The organism is Microbulbifer maximicatervae (SeqCode) (assembly GCF_052467825.1).
This window is the reverse complement of record NZ_CP174327.1, coordinates 1305030-1320657: the sequence shown is the minus strand read 5'-3', so window position 1 is coordinate 1320657 and position 15628 is coordinate 1305030. Positions and strand designations below refer to the sequence as shown.

General features: G+C 52.2%; 16 protein-coding genes. 5 read left to right on the top strand and 11 right to left on the bottom strand.

The window, feature by feature from the left end; translation table 11 throughout:
• Positions 1–126 precede the first annotated feature (126 nt).
• Together ACJJII_RS05925 and ACJJII_RS05920 are read left to right on the top strand one after the other, a co-directional pair.
• A complete protein-coding gene (locus ACJJII_RS05925; protein WP_108735039.1) occupies positions 127–387 on the top strand; it encodes a GlsB/YeaQ/YmgE family stress response membrane protein in 261 nt (86 codons plus the stop codon).
• Positions 388–529: 142 nt separating this feature from the next.
• Positions 530–1414, top strand: coding sequence for a sugar nucleotide-binding protein (locus tag ACJJII_RS05920; protein WP_444918603.1), 885 nt, complete (start codon positions 530–532; stop codon positions 1412–1414).
• Positions 1415–1461: 47 nt separating this feature from the next.
• Here the strand turns inward: ACJJII_RS05920 and ACJJII_RS05915 are convergent, their stop codons facing one another.
• From ACJJII_RS05915 to ACJJII_RS05880, 8 genes are all read right to left on the bottom strand, one after another.
• Entirely contained in the window at positions 1462–1845 is a 384-nt protein-coding gene (locus ACJJII_RS05915; RefSeq protein WP_413663831.1) for a Rid family detoxifying hydrolase, read from the bottom strand.
• Positions 1846–1989: 144 nt separating this feature from the next.
• Positions 1990–4107 carry a bifunctional GTP diphosphokinase/guanosine-3',5'-bis pyrophosphate 3'-pyrophosphohydrolase gene (gene spoT, locus ACJJII_RS05910; RefSeq protein WP_444918602.1) on the bottom strand — a complete coding sequence of 706 codons (2118 nt, stop codon included), beginning with the start codon at positions 4105–4107 and terminating at the stop codon, positions 1990–1992.
• A gap of 52 nt (positions 4108–4159) precedes the next feature.
• On the bottom strand, positions 4160–4423 hold the full coding sequence (gene rpoZ, locus ACJJII_RS05905) for a DNA-directed RNA polymerase subunit omega (protein ID WP_444918601.1): 264 nt from the start codon (positions 4421–4423) through the stop codon (positions 4160–4162).
• A gap of 98 nt (positions 4424–4521) precedes the next feature.
• The gene (gene gmk, locus ACJJII_RS05900) at positions 4522–5142 is read right to left on the bottom strand and encodes a guanylate kinase (protein ID WP_413663829.1); all 621 of its coding nucleotides are present in this window, start codon (positions 5140–5142) and stop codon (positions 4522–4524) included.
• 223 nt (positions 5143–5365) lie between these two features.
• Positions 5366–6610, bottom strand: coding sequence for a sterol desaturase family protein (locus ACJJII_RS05895; protein WP_444918600.1), 1245 nt, complete (start codon positions 6608–6610; stop codon positions 5366–5368).
• Between the two features lie 334 nt (positions 6611–6944).
• Positions 6945–8696: a S8 family peptidase gene (locus ACJJII_RS05890; protein ID WP_444918599.1), complete on the bottom strand. Its 1752-nt coding sequence runs from the start codon at positions 8694–8696 to the stop codon at positions 6945–6947.
• Between the two features lie 529 nt (positions 8697–9225).
• The gene (locus ACJJII_RS05885; protein WP_444918598.1) at positions 9226–9780 is read right to left on the bottom strand and encodes a rhomboid family intramembrane serine protease; all 555 of its coding nucleotides are present in this window, start codon (positions 9778–9780) and stop codon (positions 9226–9228) included.
• Between the two features lie 88 nt (positions 9781–9868).
• Positions 9869–10756: a YicC/YloC family endoribonuclease gene (locus ACJJII_RS05880; RefSeq protein WP_444918597.1), complete on the bottom strand. Its 888-nt coding sequence runs from the start codon at positions 10754–10756 to the stop codon at positions 9869–9871.
• 109 nt (positions 10757–10865) lie between these two features.
• On the opposite strand from ACJJII_RS05880, the gene rph reads away from it, so the two are divergent.
• Positions 10866–11585, top strand: a complete 720-nt coding sequence (rph, locus tag ACJJII_RS05875; protein WP_444895659.1) for a ribonuclease PH — start codon at positions 10866–10868, stop codon at positions 11583–11585.
• A gap of 66 nt (positions 11586–11651) precedes the next feature.
• Here the strand turns inward: rph and ACJJII_RS05870 are convergent, their stop codons facing one another.
• Positions 11652–12419 (bottom strand): exodeoxyribonuclease III, encoded by a 768-nt coding sequence (locus ACJJII_RS05870; protein ID WP_413663823.1) that lies wholly within the window; start codon positions 12417–12419, stop codon positions 11652–11654.
• A gap of 114 nt (positions 12420–12533) precedes the next feature.
• On the opposite strand from ACJJII_RS05870, the gene pyrE reads away from it, so the two are divergent.
• Both pyrE and ACJJII_RS05860 read left to right on the top strand, forming a co-directional pair.
• Entirely contained in the window at positions 12534–13187 is a 654-nt protein-coding gene (pyrE, locus tag ACJJII_RS05865) for an orotate phosphoribosyltransferase (protein ID WP_413663822.1), read from the top strand.
• A gap of 47 nt (positions 13188–13234) precedes the next feature.
• The gene (locus tag ACJJII_RS05860) at positions 13235–13831 is read left to right on the top strand and encodes a hypothetical protein (RefSeq protein ID WP_444895661.1); all 597 of its coding nucleotides are present in this window, start codon (positions 13235–13237) and stop codon (positions 13829–13831) included.
• Positions 13832–13895: 64 nt separating this feature from the next.
• On the opposite strand, the gene slmA is transcribed toward ACJJII_RS05860, so the two are convergent.
• On the bottom strand, positions 13896–14504 hold the full coding sequence (gene slmA / locus ACJJII_RS05855) for a nucleoid occlusion factor SlmA (protein ID WP_444918596.1): 609 nt from the start codon (positions 14502–14504) through the stop codon (positions 13896–13898).
• A 111-nt stretch (positions 14505–14615) separates the two neighbouring features.
• Positions 14616–15533, bottom strand: coding sequence for an acetylglutamate kinase (gene argB, locus ACJJII_RS05850; protein WP_413663820.1), 918 nt, complete (start codon positions 15531–15533; stop codon positions 14616–14618).
• Positions 15534–15628: the final 95 nt, after the last annotated feature.

Sequence of the window (15628 nt, the reverse complement as noted above, 5' to 3'; positions counted from 1 at the left end):
TACCCTGTCTCAATCTGTAAGCTGAGAGCGAATATTGGGAAAATTTACTAGTTTTGGGAATTCAGGTGGGATTGAGGCGCAAAATTTTGCTATATCTGTAAGGGGCACACCGAACGGAGATACGTCATGGGAGTTCTGTCCTGGGTCATTCTCGGGTTGATTGCCGGCGCTTTGGCAAAGTGGATTATGCCCGGGAGAGATCCTGGTGGTTGGATAGTCACTATGGTCATCGGCATTGTCGGTGCCTTTATTGGAGGCTGGCTGGGTGCCCTGATTGGGTTCGGTGGCCCAGTGACTGGTTTCGGAATAGGCGACATAATAACGGCTACGATTGGTGCGATAATTTTTCTTGCGATCTATCGCATGTTCAAAAGGCGTGGCAACTAGTCCGCCTTTGGGGAGAGCCTCGGTGGCGAACTATAAGCATTCCGAATTTGATATTTGCCCAAATGACCCCAGCACCTTAGGACTGAATAGCACTGAATCAAGGGAATAAGGTGGACAGCAAAGATTGTTCACCGGGAACTATATGACACAACAAGAAAAGCTTTGGATCCTTGGGTGTGGTGACCTCGGGGCGAGACTGGCACTGCATATAGACCGAAAGCAATACGCGGTTTATGGGATGCGGCGCAATCCCTTGGTAGCTCTGGCGAGTAAGCGCAGGGCAGATGTGGTGAATTGGCGCCGGGGGGATGCCACTAAGAAAGAGGATATTGAACGCTTGTTGTCTACAGGGGCCGATATCATTCTCGCAACATTTACCCCCACTGAGCACACGCCAACCGGCTATCACCGCGCCTATGTGGAAACGGCAAAGGCAGTCGCTGAAGTTGTTCCGCACCTTCCATCCCCACCGCGCTTGGTTATTTGGGTTTCATCTACTCGTGTTTATGGCCAGAGCGGCGACGACTTTATCGATGAGCAAACTTTACCCCTGCCCAGTGGTTTTCAAGGGGATAGTTTGCTGGCAGCTGAAGAGATCATTCGCAACGCAATTCCCAACAGTTGCATTGTGCGCTTTGCGGGAATTTATGGGCCTGGTCGAGATCGATTGCTGTCGCAGGTTCGCGCTGGTCGCTGCGCTCCTCCCCAGCCACCGCAATATAGCAATCGCATCCATGTCGATGATTGTATTGGTTTTTTATTGCACCTTATTGAAAGGCACAAACAGGGGTGGGTCCCGGAGCCTCTTTATATAGGCGCCGATAGCCAGCCTGTGCCGATGTACGAGCTGCAACAGTGGTTGGTAAAAGCGATGGGATATACCAGTGCCCACCTGCGCGAGATTGTGCAAACGAGCGAGCGCCGCTCGAAAAAGCTCAGCAATCAGTTGATGCTGTCCAGTGGTTACGAATTGAAATATCCAGATTACAAGGTGGGCTATAGCGCTCTGTTGGAGTCGGAGGGCTGAGCTGCCCTCCTCAATTATTGCCACAGCATCGGCGAGAACTTCTTGCCTCAGGTCACCATAATCGCTTCGGCCTCAAACAAGGCTCCCCGCGGCAACTCCTTGACGACGACGGTTGCCCTGGCGGGATAAGGCTCTTCGAAAAACTCTGCCATTATCTCATTTACAGCGGCAAAGTTGCTGCTGTCGGTAATGTAGAGATTGAGTTTCACAATATGCTGGAGCGATCCGTCAGAGGCCTCACAGACTGCGCTGAGGTTGCGAAAGACCTGGTGGACTTCATCGCTAAAACCTCCGCCAATCATCTGTTGTGTCTCTGGGTCCAGGGCGATTTGTCCCGACAGGTAAACAGTATTATCCACTTTTACTGCCTGGGAATAGGTACCAGCTGCGGCGGGTGCCCGGTCGGTTTTAATAACGGCTCGATTGGGCATGGGGTACTCCATTACTTATCAATATTGTTGGAAAGGAAGGCCTAAACGGGGCTTCCGAATCATCCTTCCATATTCTGGGGAGTTTTCAGAAGCTCGTTAAATATATCGCGCTTTGCCACCGTATGTCAGTTCCTCTTGGAACGATCAGGGGCGGGCGATACGAATAACTGAAGGAAGGTTGCGCAACCTCTTCATAACCCGTGCCAAGTGCACGCGGCCGCTAACCTCCAAAGTCAGGGAGATCACGCTGTTATGCGCATCCTTCTCATCCACATTGATCTGCTCGATGCTGGCGCCCTCTTCCGTAATACGAGTAGCGAGTCGGGCAATAATCCCTCTCTCTGACTCGACTTCTACCCGCACATCACCGAGGAACTCCCCTGTAACATCCGGTGACCAGTTCACCAGCATGATGTTTTCCGGATGTTCGCGAAAATCACCGGTATTGCGGCAGGTGTCGCGGTGTACTACTACGCCTTTGCCGGAGCTGATATGGCCAATAATGGTATCCCCGGGTATGGGCCGGCAACAGCGAGCGAAGCTGATCATCATGCCTTCTTGGGCATCGATTGTCAGTGGGGAGGAGATATTGCTGGCTTCGGTTTCCTCACTGGTAACCGGTGCTAGTAATTTGGCGGCAGAAAATGCCACTTTACTACCCATGCCAATCTCTTCCAGCAGCTTTTCCAAGGTGGCGCATTTGGCCTCTTTGAGCCCCGCCTCCAATTGCTCTGGTGTTAGCGTATCGAGACTTGTTTCGAACTTACTAAGCGCTTTTTCCAGCAGGCGCCGGCCCAGGGTAATGGAATCGTGGTGTCGCTGGTGCTTGAGGAAGTGACGGATAGCACTGCGCGCTTTGGCAGTTACTACAAAATTGAGCCAATTGGGGTTTGGCTGTGCAGTTTTGCGCGTGAGAATCTCAACTTTTTGCCCGCTTTCCAGAGGTTGGGACAAAGGGGCCAGGCGCTGATTGATACGCACGGCGACACAGGAGTTGCCGATATCCGTGTGTACGGAATAGGCGAAGTCCACGGCAGTGGCTCCTGCGGGGAGGTCGACGATCTGCCCTTTAGGGGTAAAGACGTAAACTTCATCCGGGAACAGGTCAATTTTTACGTTTTCAATAAACTCTAACGAGTCGCCGGCGCGCTGCTGCATCTCCAGCAGTCCCTGGACCCAGCGCCGTGCGCGCACCTGGCTGGTGCCACCGGTATTGATCACCTCATCGCCGGAGGCTTTGTACAGCCAGTGGGCGGCAATGCCACTATTGGCCATTTCATCCATTTCCTTGGTGCGGACCTGAACTTCAATGGGCACCCCGTGCATACCCAGCAGCACTGTGTGCAGTGACTGGTAGCCATTGGATTTGGGGATGGCGACGTAATCTTTAAACTCGGAGATTACCGGTTTGTACAGGCTGTGCATAACACCGAGAACCCGGTAACAGGTATCCACACTGTCCACAATGATGCGGAAAGCGTAGACATCCATGATCTCCTTGAAGGACTTCTTCTTGGCGCGCATCTTTTGGTAGATGCTAAATAGGTGCTTCTCCCGGCCAATCACCAGAGAGCTGATGCCCTCCCGTTGCAGGCGCAGTTCTATAGCATTCTGAATTTGTTCCAGCAGCTCTTTGCGATTGCCGCGGGCGGCGACCAGGGCGGCGCGCAAGCGGCTGGCACGCAGTGGGTAGATGGCAAAAAAAGCGCGATCCTCGAACTCGATACGAACGTCGTTCATACCCAGTCGGTGGGCGATGGGTGCGTAGATCTCCAGCGTCTCGCGGGCAATACGGGCACGCTTCTGCGGTTTCAATGCGCCGAGAGTGCGCATGTTGTGCAGGCGGTCGGCCAGTTTGACCAGAATCACGCGGATATCGCGGGCCATGGCCAGCGCCATCTTCTGGAAGTTTTCCGCCTGCTTTTCTGCCGGGCTGTCGGTCTCGAACTGGGTTAGTTTGGAGACCCCATCGACCAGGTCGGCAACCTCTCCACCAAACTGCTCAGCCAGAGCTGCCTTGGGGATACCCGTATCCTCGATCACATCGTGCAACATGGCTGCCGCCAGGCTCTCGTGATCCATATGCATGCCCGCGAGAATAGTGGCAACTGCCAGCGGGTGGGTGACATAGGGCTCGCCGGAACGGCGCTGCTGACCATCGTGAGCCTGCTCCGCGTAGAAATAGGCGCGGCGGACGATTTGGATCTGGTCGGGAGGAAGGTATGAAGAGAGGCGGTGGGCCAAACTATCTATGGTGTGCAATGCCGCGCGCGCCTCTCGTAAAACTCACAAAATACTCAGTTAGAAACTCGGATCAGATTTCCTGATCTGACAGGTAGTTGGGGGCCGCCATGGCTGCAGGGGCCTCTTCGCGCTCCGGCTCGTCGAGGATCGCGGCATCCACCAGGCCCTCTTCGATTTCACGCAGGGCGATTACCGTAGGTTTGTCGTTCTCTTCGGGAACCAGCGGGTCCCTGCCGCCTGTAGCGATCTGACGGGCGCGTTTGCTGCCGACGATAACGAGCTCGAAGCGGTTGTCCACATGCTCAAGGCAATCTTCAACGGTAATACGTGCCATAAACTTTCGTTTCCATTTGCTGTGCCCGAAGGCAAATTCTGTACAGGGGACCGGCTATTTTACCGGACCGGGAAATGTATGCAATTCGATCAATTGGTTCAGTGGCGCAACAGTGCCTGAAGTAGGTCGCCGTGGCGCAGTTGCTGCAGCTCTAAGCGCTGTCGCTGGGCAACGATAATGGCACGCAGCTCTGTTAACGCTTGGTCGAAGTTGTCGTTGATTACCAGGTAATCTGCGGCGACATAATGGGTCATTTCGTCGATGGCCTGGTCCATACGGCGATCAATGACCGCTTGATCGTCCTGACCGCGTCCGGTGAGGCGCTCGCGCAGGGCTTCCTGGGACGGAGGCAAAATAAAAATACCCACTGCATCAGGGCGCAGGCGACGAACCTGTTCGGCCCCCTGCCAATCGATTTCCAGGATAACATCGCGACCACTGGCAAGAGTCTCTTCGATCTCAGCTTTGGCGGTGCCGTAATAATTATCGCCATAAACTTGGGCGTGCTCAAAAAAAGCATCACGCTCCAACATTGCCAAAAATTCTTCTCGCTCGACAAAGTGATAGTCAACGCCGTGAGTTTCGCCTGGGCGCATGGCACGAGTGGTATGGGAAACCGATACGGTAACCTGGCTGTCGCTGTCTACCAGCGCTTTGACCAAGCTGGTTTTTCCTGCACCGGAGGGAGCGGAGACGGTGTAGAGGGTTCCTGTTTGCACAACTGATCCTGTTCGCGAGCAAAGAGCCCATTATAACCGAAGCTTGCGTCTGGAGATGAAAGAGTGTCATGAAGGGACAAGGCTAGCCCCCGACCGGAGTGGGGGTATCTGTTGGGAGATTCAGGGCGCGTTACCACCTGCGCGCCTGGGCCCGGCCGGGATAGCCTCGCGGGAGTTTCTCAATCACCGCCAACCACCTGTGATTAAGGGGACCTCCCTGTTGTTAATCGCTAACGAAAGTGACTCTATCCTCTTTGCGCCGGGTTGCCAACCACCACCATACCAAAGAGCTTGCGAGCAAGTAGGATATGAAGAGTGGTACATATGTATTGTTTAGTAGCGGAATAGCGCAGATGAGTGCTGCGAGTCTCAAAGTTTCGAGGCGCCCTGAAATAGGATGACCATCCAGTATCCTTCCATTAATTGCCAGGCAAATAATCAAGGCAATAACTGCGCCCATAAGTTGCCAGAAACTAAATACGCTGGTGAACCAGAGGAGAGATAAGGTTGTGGCGGTGTAACAGAGGTGTTGTGCGAATGCGTAGTTGCGCAAACCAGGGCTAATTTCAGGGTTGAAACGTTTAAAGTTTGTCAGATCGGTAGAGGCTACTGGCATGGATTTTTCTACATCTGTGGGCCTGTAGCCGGTGGGGCGGAACCAAAGAGTGAACTTGTCCCACCAGCTTTTCGTGTGCCAGGCATCAATTGCCATGCGCTTTAAGTGTTGTAAATTGGCTGCTACAGGATCAAAGGTATTCAGGGGCTTACGCACACCGTAAAGACAGGGCTCAGTTTCGAGTTCCTGCTGGTAGGTGCCAAATAAGCGATCCCAAAGTATTAATATTCCGCCGTAGTTTTTATCTACGTAGACAGCGTTCTGGGCGTGGTGTACCCGGTGATTCGAGGGGGTAATGACAAACCACTCCAACCAGCGGATCTTGGGTATTTTTTGTGTGTGAACCCAAAACTGGTAAATAAGATCAATTGCTCCGGCGACAATAACAATTTCTGCCGGCAAACCAATCAATAGAAGCGGTAGATAAAATATCCAATCCAGCTGTAGCCCCCCCGAAGACTGGCGCAATGCTGTGCTCAGGTTATAGTCCTCACTCTGGTGGTGCACCAGGTGTTCTGCCCAAAAGATGTTTACCTCGTGACAGATACGGTGCTTCCAGTAGTAGCAGAAGTCGTATGCGAGAACCGCCAGGGCCAGGTGCCAGACATTGTCGATAGACCAGTTGAAACCAACCCATTGATAGTAGGGTTGTAGCAACGTAAACAGCGGGATATAGATAACGAGGAATAAGCTTTTATAGGTAAGCCCGATAATACGATTGAGAATCCCCGTGCTGAGATTGCCAATAGTGTCATTCAGCCTGTAGAGCCCCCAGCCTTTCCAGCGATCCAGGGCGAACTCCATAAGCATGGCAGTCAGAAAAAATGGAATGGAGAAAGTAAGCAGGTCCACAGAAACCCCATATTTTTATTATTAGATAGCGTATCTATCGAACTCTGCCACACGGCTACTGGGCCGCATATGCCAGTGAAGCATGGATTCTGAAATCAGTCAGTATTCGCTGAAGGGATTTTGACGTAATTAACTTTCAGGTTTACAAAAGTGGTGCCTAATTGGCACTAATCAAAAGATTGGCAAGAGCATGCGATACGTCGAATTGGTACCATGGCTAGGTGCGACTTTTGATGTTTAGGCATGGTTTTCTTCGTGAAAGGATTTTCTTTGGAGTTTATAAATAGAAAGACCGGCAAATGCCGGTCTTTTTTTACTCTGAACGGGTCGCTATTTACTCGCTAGCTTCCGCTTCCAAAGTCACACCGCTGTAGGATTCATACCCATAGACACTGATGTACCAGGTGCCGGAATCCGGGTTACTAATGGTGCAGCTCTCCTCGTTACCCCAGAGGTATGGACGACAGTCATATCGACGCAGGGTAGGATAGTTACCGTGGCGCACGTAGAGATCAACTTCGCCGGAGCCACCGGACATCTCTATAGTAAGGGTGGAAGTCCCCGACTCAACATCAATGGTGAAGTCATTCCAGCTGCCCTGGCTGCCAGAAAGGTTAGTTTCAGTCCAACCTGAACCATTGCTGCCACTGTCGTCATCGTCGTCGCCGCCATTACCACTATCGTTGCCGCTCGCCATAGCTACAGCTGCTGCCGCGTCCACAATACCGGAGCCGCAGTTGTTGCACGAAGAGGGGAAGCTGCGAGCGGTGCTGGTGAGGATCGACTCAACTTCATCCGGAGTAATGTCGGGGTTAACCGAATAAATCAGCGCTGCTGCGCCGGCGACATGGGGGGCTGCCATACTGGTGCCCTGGCTGTAATAGTAGCTATCGCTGCCCGCATCGGTAGAGCCGTTGTTGTAGGTGGAAAGGATACCGTCGGAATCGTTTGCGAAGCTCTGTGCGCCACCGGGTGCAGCGACATCAACCACATTGCCATAGTTGGAGTAATAAGAGCGGCCGCCGGTACGGTCAGTTGCCGCAACGGTAATAACCCCATCACAGCTGGCAGGCGAGTATTGGCTTGCGTTGGCACCACTGTTACCAGCGGCGACAACCACGGTAGCGCCGAGGCTGCGCGCAGTGTCGATAGCGCTTTGCGTGGTAGTGTCACAGCTACCGCCACCGCCGAGGCTCAGGTTCAATACTTGGGCTGGGTTTTGGTTGCTTGGTAATCCGCTGACAGAACCACCGGCACCCCAGATAATGCCGTCGGCAATATCAGAGGTATAGCCACCACAGCGTCCAAGCACACGAACGGGCACTATCTTCGCATCATAGGCTACACCGGCGATACCCATGTTGTTGTTAGTAACCCCGGCAATGGTGCCGGCTACATGGGTGCCGTGCCAGCTGCTGTCGCTCTCGGAGGGGATGCTCGGGTCGTCACCGCAGGCTTTATCTGTATACCAATCCCCTGGGTCAGTGGGATCGTCATCACGTCCATCTCCATCTACGGAGACGAAAGTGTCAGAAATCATATCGTAGCCCGGCAGGATATTGTCTACCAGATCGGCGTGGGGGAGATAACCGGTATCGAGTACGGCAACCACTACGCCATCGCCTTGGGTAACGTCCCAAGCTGAGGGCAGGTTCAAGCCGCCGGTGGACTCGTAGTAATGCCACTGGCTGAGATAGCTCGGGTCATTGGGCTCGGCCATCGCTTTCATAATCAGGTCCGGCTCTGCGTATTCCACATCCGGATCCTGTTTCAGGCGATCGATGATCGCGCTTACTTCAGCTCTACTTTTACGGCCTTCCAGGCGCATTACCTGGGCGCCAGTGGCCATACGGCGGAGGTGGCGCATCTTGTGGCCGGCGCGACGGGAAGCTTTTTCGACCGTCTCTGTGGCCATGGTGGCCGCCTTCCCAACTTTAGCGCTCTCCTTGTACTTTACGATGATGCGGTCGGTTAGCAGTGTTTTTTCCGCGTCCGCTGCGTGAGCAGCGAAAGGGGTAGCACACAGTAACGAAAACGCACTCGCCAGAGTCGTCTTTTGCAAAAGACTTTTCAATGATGATTTCATTATTGTTATATCTCCGAGATATTTTAAATCCGGCTATCAGTATTCCGATAGGCCGGAGACTCCTGAAAAACTCCGCACTAACAAAATAAATTTGCTTAACGGATAGGCCTAGAAACTGTCTTTCTCACAGTCGGTAAGTCAGTTTGACCAAAATTGGTACCAAAGTTTCAAAATGGTACTTCTTTATAACGTTCGTGAAATTATTATCCTCAGCTTAAGCCTTTAAATTTGTGTGGCTTTTGGCGACAAATTTATAAGTTTTGGGAAAAAAATCTGATAGTGAGAATTTATCTACGGAAGAGATGTGGAGGGGTTCACAGGGGAGAAATTGGATAATAAACGAATATTTTCAGATAAAAGAATTATCGTGCGTAGAAAAGATGAATCGCTAAACGCTTCTTAGTGACGTGTACGTAGCATTTACGTAGCTTGGCTTTGGGGCCTGCTTCCTGAGGGTACCCCAGTAATGAAAACCTTTGCTGGCTACTACTGGGGTTTGAGGTTAAAAGGTTGGTGTTAGGACTTGTGTTTATCTGGCCTTGCTATAACTGGGAACTTTGGCCCACAGCTTTGCAGCCAGCAATCCAAAGATAAATCCAAATAGGTGGGACTCCCAGGAGATAAAACCACCCCGTGGCAAGACACCGAAAATAAGCCCTCCATAAAGGACGGCTACCACTATAGATATTAATAAACGGCTAAATTTCCTGCTGATAAATCCCGCAAGAAGTAAAAAGCCGAAATAGCCATAGATAACTGAGCTAGCTCCCAAATGATTGCCCCTGCCAGCAAAAAGCCAAACGGCCACTCCGGTGGTAATCACAACGAACAGGGTCACTTTCAGGTAAGTTTTTACCCCGTACTGCAGCACTAAGAAACTGAAGATGCACAGAGTGAATATATTCGAGAAGAAATGCCAGCTATTTCCATGCAGTAATGGTGCAGAAAAGATATGGGGGAGGTGGTTGATTGAGCGGGGAACAATACCAAAGTAATTAAGCGATCGGCCGCTCAGAATATTAATAATCTCAATTGCAGCAAGCACTAAAAAAATAGCGCCGACCCACTTCAGGTTGTGTCGCATTAATATTCCTTAAAGGGTGAGCTATCACAAATCCCCCTGTCTGGTGACAGAGGGGCATTCGCAGTCTCGGTGAGAATGCCCCAGAGGGTTATTCGATGTTTTGTACTTGCTCGCGCATCTGCTCGATCAATACTTTGAGCTCTACCGCAGCCTGGGTTGTGTCAGTAACCACAGACTTTGAGGAAAGGGTGTTGGCTTCACGGTTAAACTCCTGCATCAGGAAATCCAGCCGCCGGCCGATTGATCCACCGCCGGCTAAAACCCGACGTGTTTCAGAAGTGTGTGCACTGAGGCGGTCGAGCTCTTCATCCACATCAGCCTTCTGGGCCAATAGGACGATCTCCTGCTCGAGCCGGTCCTTGTCCAGCTCCACTTGCAACTCTTCCAGGCGGCTGCGCAGCTTGTCTCGCTGTGCCTCAAGGATTTGGGGAAGCAGTTCTCGAACTTTGGCCACCTGCTCTTCGATTCCCTTTAGTCGGGCCTCAATAAACTTGGCTAGCTCAGCGCCTTCGCGTTCACGGTTTGCGCGCAGTTGTCCCAGTGCCTCGCGAAAAGCCTCCAATATCGTTGCCGACTGTTGATCGGTATCCGCCTCCGGTTCACTGATAACACCGGGCCACTGGAGAATTTGCAAGGGATTGAGCGGTTGAATATCCTCGCCACCCGCTACCTGTTTTGCCGCTTGAATCAGCGCCTGGGCGAGGGGTTGGTTGATTTCCAGCCCAGTACCTTCGGCGCTATTGGTCTTCAGGCTCAAGGTTAATTCAACTTTGCCGCGGGACAGCGTCTTACGCAGCGTATCGCGCAGTTGTGTTTCCAGGGAGCGAGCCGCTTCGGGTAAACGGAAATGTGGTTCCAGGTAGCGATGGTTGACCGAGCGCAGTTCCCAGATAGCAGTGCCGCTTGCGTAATTGGCCTCGGCGCGTCCAAAGGCTGTCATGCTGCGCACTTTGTTCTGTTCCCGTTGACTGGCCATAGCTGATCCCCTACAGGCGTATTAATCGGCCCGGCATAATAACACAGCGTTTGGATCGCCATGCTGGGGTATATAATGCGGGGCTTTCATTCAATATTTGAGGTGGACTATGCAGCGTCCCAGTGGCCGCGCCCCTGCGCAATTGCGCCCGGTAAAAATTACCCGCAACTATACCCGTCATGCGGAGGGGTCTGTATTGGTGGAGTTTGGTGATACCAAGGTTTTGTGTAATGCCTCTCTCTCCAGTGAAGTCCCAAGGTTTTTACGCGGCCAGGGCAGCGGTTGGATTACTGCAGAGTACGGCATGCTGCCACGCTCCACAGGCTCTCGTATGCCCAGGGAAGCGGCCAAGGGCAAGCAGAGTGGCCGCACCGTGGAAATTCAGCGCTTGATCGGGCGCTCACTGCGAGCGGCGGTAGACCTGGAGAAGCTAGGTGAGAATCAAATCACCGTCGATTGCGATGTTATCCAGGCCGATGGCGGTACCCGGACCGCAGCAATCACAGGTGCCTGTGTGGCGTTGGTTGATGCCTTACGTCATATGCAGAGAGAAAAAATCATTGCCGATGATCCGCTCAAGAATATGGTAGCAGCGGTATCAGTGGGAATTTATGAGGGGGAGCCGCTACTGGACCTGGATTACCCGGAAGACAGTTCAGCGGATACCGATATGAATTTGGTGATGGCCGAAGATGGCGGCATGATCGAGGTTCAAGGCACTGCAGAGGGTGAGCCATTTACTGAAAAGCAGTTTGCGCAGATGCTGGGGTTGGGCAAGGCGGGTATCGATGAATTGATCGCTTTACAAAAGCGGGCGCTGGACGAGTAAAGCTGCCGCCCCTTGGTTTGTATCCGGCCCTCTCTCAATAGGGAAGGGGCCGGAACTCCGTGTGATTCAGACTTCGATTTCGTAGTCCATGATGACCGGCAAGTGGCTGGAGAATTTCACATTCTTATTGATTGCACCGTACTCAATGCGATTTTTTAGACCGTGAGAGACGATCTGCATATCAGTACGCCAGCCATCTCCTTCTCCGACAGTACCGCTGGGCCACCAGCTAAATTCGTCGGTATCTTTTACTACACGGCGAAAAGCATCGACATAGCCAACATCATTAAACAGTTGGTCCAGCCAGCGCTGTTCGTGACGCATAAAGCCGGGAGAATCCTGATGATCCTGCCAATTCTGTACGTCTGCACGACGGTGAGCCATGCCCCAGTTACCACAGAAAATAAAGTCGCGGCGTTTGCGGCTTATTTTTAGCAAGTGCGCCTGCATGTCCTCAAAGAATTGGACTTTTTTCTCTAACGACGTCTCATCGGAGGCGACTGGCGCGAGCAGGGAGCCAACGCTCAGTCGCTCGAAATCCGCCTGTAGATAGCGGCCGTACATATCTTCACCATTGGCGAAGCCCATGCCGAATATGATGGCTTTGGGCTGGCTGCGGGTGTAGATAGCCACACCATTTTCGTGGGGGGTTCCCGAGTCGAAAAAGTAACTGTAATAACCGTCGGGGTGAAATATTGGGTGGTCCAATTCAGGCTCGAGAGAGCGCAGGTCCTGAAGGCAGATAATATCTGCGTCCTGCTCCGCCAACCAATCGTAGAGACCGCGTTGGGCGGCCTGATGAACGCCGTCTACCGACAAGCTTACTATTCGCATTATTAGCCCCTTACCAGCGGACTGTGTATCATTAGAAACATTATATGCATGCCTACCCCCGGGAATGCTACGGGGAGGTCTCCCTTCACCTTAGCCAATAGTTAACAATTTTCCATGCAGCAATATCAGCGCGATTTTATCCAACTTGCCCTGGATCATCAGGTTTTGTGTTTCGGCGACTTCACATTGAAGTCGGGCCGTCAAAGCCCCTACTTTTTCAATGCCGGCCGTTTCCACACCGGTGCTGCACTGGCAGCGCTGGGGCAGGCCTATGCCGAGGCGATAATCGCTTCGGGAGTGGAGTTCGATGTCATTTTTGGACCGGCCTACAAAGGTATCCCGCTGGGTGCGGTGACTGCTGTGGCTCTAGCCCAAAAGGGGATCGATAAGCCTTTCTGTTACAACCGAAAAGAAGCCAAGGATCACGGTGAAGGCGGAACCTTAGTGGGTGCGCCGCTTAATGGCAAGGTTTTGATTATCGATGATGTTATTACTGCGGGCACAGCCGTGCGCGAAGTGATGCAAATTATCGAATCTCATGGCGCAGAAGCAGCGGGAGTTGTGATTGGTCTCAACCGCCAGGAAAAGGCTAGTGAAGATTGTGAATTCTCCGCTATCCAGCAAGTTGAGAGACAGTACAATATTCCTGTGGTCGGCATCGTGCAGTTAGACGATGTGATCAGCTTTCTCGAGCAGGAGTCGAATGACAGCGATACTCTGCAGAAAATTGTGGACTACCGGCAGCGCTACGGTGTCGCGGGTCAATAAATTTTGTCCCCCCTAGCTGTGGGCCGGTTAATTTAGAGAGAAGAGCGATGCGAGTCGCCCCTTTAGTACCTCTATTGGTCAGCACCCTTTTGATGTTGGCTGTAGAGGCTTATGGCAACAATAGCCGGGTTTTGTATCGATACACTGATCACCAGGGAGTCCTGGTGATCAACGATGTTATTCCACCGGAATTTGTTCCAAATGGTTATGAGATTCTCACTCTTACCGGTCGTGTAGTTGAAGTAGTTGCACCGCAGCTCAGTCCCGAAGAGTACCAAGCCGAACTTCAGCTAGAGGCCCAGCGGGAAGCGGATCGAAAGCTGCTAAAGCGCTATAACAGTATTGCGGATATTGAGAGTGCACGGTCGCGCAAGTTGGCTGTCGTTGAGCAGGATATGGCTATCATGCGGTCAAATATCAGCAGTCTGCGCCGGCAAATTGCCCAGGAAGAAGCCTCTGCTGCACGAACGCAGCGGGGCGGCCGTGAGGTGGCTCCCGAATTGTTGCAGAGAATTGCAGATCTACAAAAAGAAATGGAAGTGCTTGAGGAGCGCCTCAGCCGGCGTGCGGCTGAAGCGGATACCATAGGGGTTGATTTCGATAAGGCGGTAGCCCGCTACACAGAGCTTAATGTTGAGAGCTAACTGATTTTTCAATACCTGAATAATTTCGGAGGGCTACCGCCAAACAGCCCTCATGAGGAAATGGTTATCTGGCTACAGCCACTGTCTCACGGAAGAAACCAGCCGTTAATACGGGCCACTGTTCTGCCCAGTACTCTGTAGGCTTACGCTTAAAACCACTGCGCACGTATTGGACGATACGCCCCTCCGCGCTCGCCAAAAGCAGGTTGGCAGCACCACCGAGAGGAAGAGTCGGGCGCAGGTGTTCGCGCAACTCGGCTTCGCGCAAGATCTGTCTAATTTGGGTTTCCAGTCGATCAAATAACTGCAGGATTCGTCCATGTAGCCTTTCAGTTTCACCGGTAAGCGCGTCGCCTGTGAGCAGGCGAGTGATTCCAGGGTTTCGCTCACAGAAAGCTAGCAGGAGCTGCAGAATTTTCTGGCAGCGATTGAGAGCCGAGGGCTCCTCCTGCAGGATCATTGCGATACGGCTGAAAATGGTCTCCTCAATAAATTCGATCAGCCCTTCAAACATCTTGGATTTACTGGGGAAGTGACGATATAGCGCGGCTTCAGAGAAACCAACTTCCTTGGCCAGTGCTGCTGTTGTAATACGTGCGCCGGGACTGACTTCCAGCATATGTGCTAGAGCTTCCAGGATTTGTTGACGCCGATTGATTTTTTCGCTGCTCATTGACTGCCTTTGGTCCGCTTGGGGGGCGGAATTTAGTTTTGCTCTTGTCGTCTTATTTTGACGGCGGCGGAATCCTACCGATTCGCCGGGCTGTCTTCAATTGCCAAGGGGCTAGTGGTCCACAGTTTGCGCTTCTATGTTGGTAATCAGGGTACCCACGCCTCGATCTGTAAATATCTCGAGCAATATGGCGTGGGGCACACGGCCGTCGATGATGTGAGCGGAATTTACCCCATCCTGAACAGCGTCCAGAGCGCAGGTGATTTTTGGCAGCATGCCGCCATAGATGGTGCCATCCTGAATTAAGCTCTCTACTTCATTGGTAGTCAGTCCGGTGAGAACCTCCCCCTCCTTATCCTGCAGACCGGCGACGTTGGTGAGTAACATGAGCTTTTCTGCTTTCAATTCCTCGGCGATTTTTCCAGCGACGAGATCGGCATTAATATTGTATGAAACCCCATTGCCGTCGACTCCGATCGGCGCGATAACCGGGATAAAGTCGCTGTGAACCAGCATATTGATCACATCAATATTAACTTTCTCGACTTCCCCTACCTGGCCGATATCAATGATTTCAGAGGCATGTAGTCCCGCACTCTCATTTTTTCGGGTCAACTTTCGCGCTTTAACCAGCAATCCGTCTTTACCGGTGATACCTACCGCGCGGCCCCCATTTTTGTTAATCAAATTGACGATCTGTTTGTTGACGGTGCCCCCTAACACCATCTCTACAACATCCATGGTTTCGCTATCGGTGACTCTCATTCCGTCTACGAATCGGGACTCAATACTGAGCTTGTTTAGCAGCTGCCCGATTTGAGGTCCGCCACCGTGCACTACCACTGGGTTCATACCTACCAGCTTCATCAGGATAATGTCTCGCGCGAAACTGTTTTGTAGTTGCTCATCCACCATGGCGTTGCCACCGAACTTGACCACAATAGTTTTGCCTGTAAAGCGCTGGATATAGGGCAGTGCTTCATTGAGGACCTGGGCACTTTTCAGCGCAGAGTTTAGATCTAGGGACATGGGCAGTTCCTTACACAGGGCGAAAGGGAATCAGGTTTGGGGTCCTGAATTGAGTCGCCAACGATTTAAAGCAAATGTGGTGGATTGTTTTCTAA

What these genes read in the sequence shown, in the direction of transcription:
- argB (WP_413663820.1), bottom strand. Translation starts at nt 15,533, where the DNA reads ATGTCCCTAGATCTAAACTCTGCGCTGAAAAGTGCCCAGGTCCTCAAT.
- ACJJII_RS05885 (WP_444918598.1), bottom strand. Translation starts at nt 9,780, where the DNA reads ATGCGACACAACCTGAAGTGGGTCGGCGCTATTTTTTTAGTGCTTGCT.
- ACJJII_RS05890 (WP_444918599.1), bottom strand. Translation starts at nt 8,696, where the DNA reads ATGAAATCATCATTGAAAAGTCTTTTGCAAAAGACGACTCTGGCGAGT.
- ACJJII_RS05880 (WP_444918597.1), bottom strand. Translation starts at nt 10,756, where the DNA reads ATGGCCAGTCAACGGGAACAGAACAAAGTGCGCAGCATGACAGCCTTT.
- ACJJII_RS05860 (WP_444895661.1), top strand. Translation starts at nt 13,235, where the DNA reads ATGCGAGTCGCCCCTTTAGTACCTCTATTGGTCAGCACCCTTTTGATG.
- ACJJII_RS05925 (WP_108735039.1), top strand. Translation starts at nt 127, where the DNA reads ATGGGAGTTCTGTCCTGGGTCATTCTCGGGTTGATTGCCGGCGCTTTG.
- slmA (WP_444918596.1), bottom strand. Translation starts at nt 14,504, where the DNA reads ATGAGCAGCGAAAAAATCAATCGGCGTCAACAAATCCTGGAAGCTCTA.
- ACJJII_RS05915 (WP_413663831.1), bottom strand. Translation starts at nt 1,845, where the DNA reads ATGCCCAATCGAGCCGTTATTAAAACCGACCGGGCACCCGCCGCAGCT.
- rph (WP_444895659.1), top strand. Translation starts at nt 10,866, where the DNA reads ATGCAGCGTCCCAGTGGCCGCGCCCCTGCGCAATTGCGCCCGGTAAAA.
- ACJJII_RS05920 (WP_444918603.1), top strand. Translation starts at nt 530, where the DNA reads ATGACACAACAAGAAAAGCTTTGGATCCTTGGGTGTGGTGACCTCGGG.
- rpoZ (WP_444918601.1), bottom strand. Translation starts at nt 4,423, where the DNA reads ATGGCACGTATTACCGTTGAAGATTGCCTTGAGCATGTGGACAACCGC.
- ACJJII_RS05870 (WP_413663823.1), bottom strand. Translation starts at nt 12,419, where the DNA reads ATGCGAATAGTAAGCTTGTCGGTAGACGGCGTTCATCAGGCCGCCCAA.
- pyrE (WP_413663822.1), top strand. Translation starts at nt 12,534, where the DNA reads ATGCAGCAATATCAGCGCGATTTTATCCAACTTGCCCTGGATCATCAG.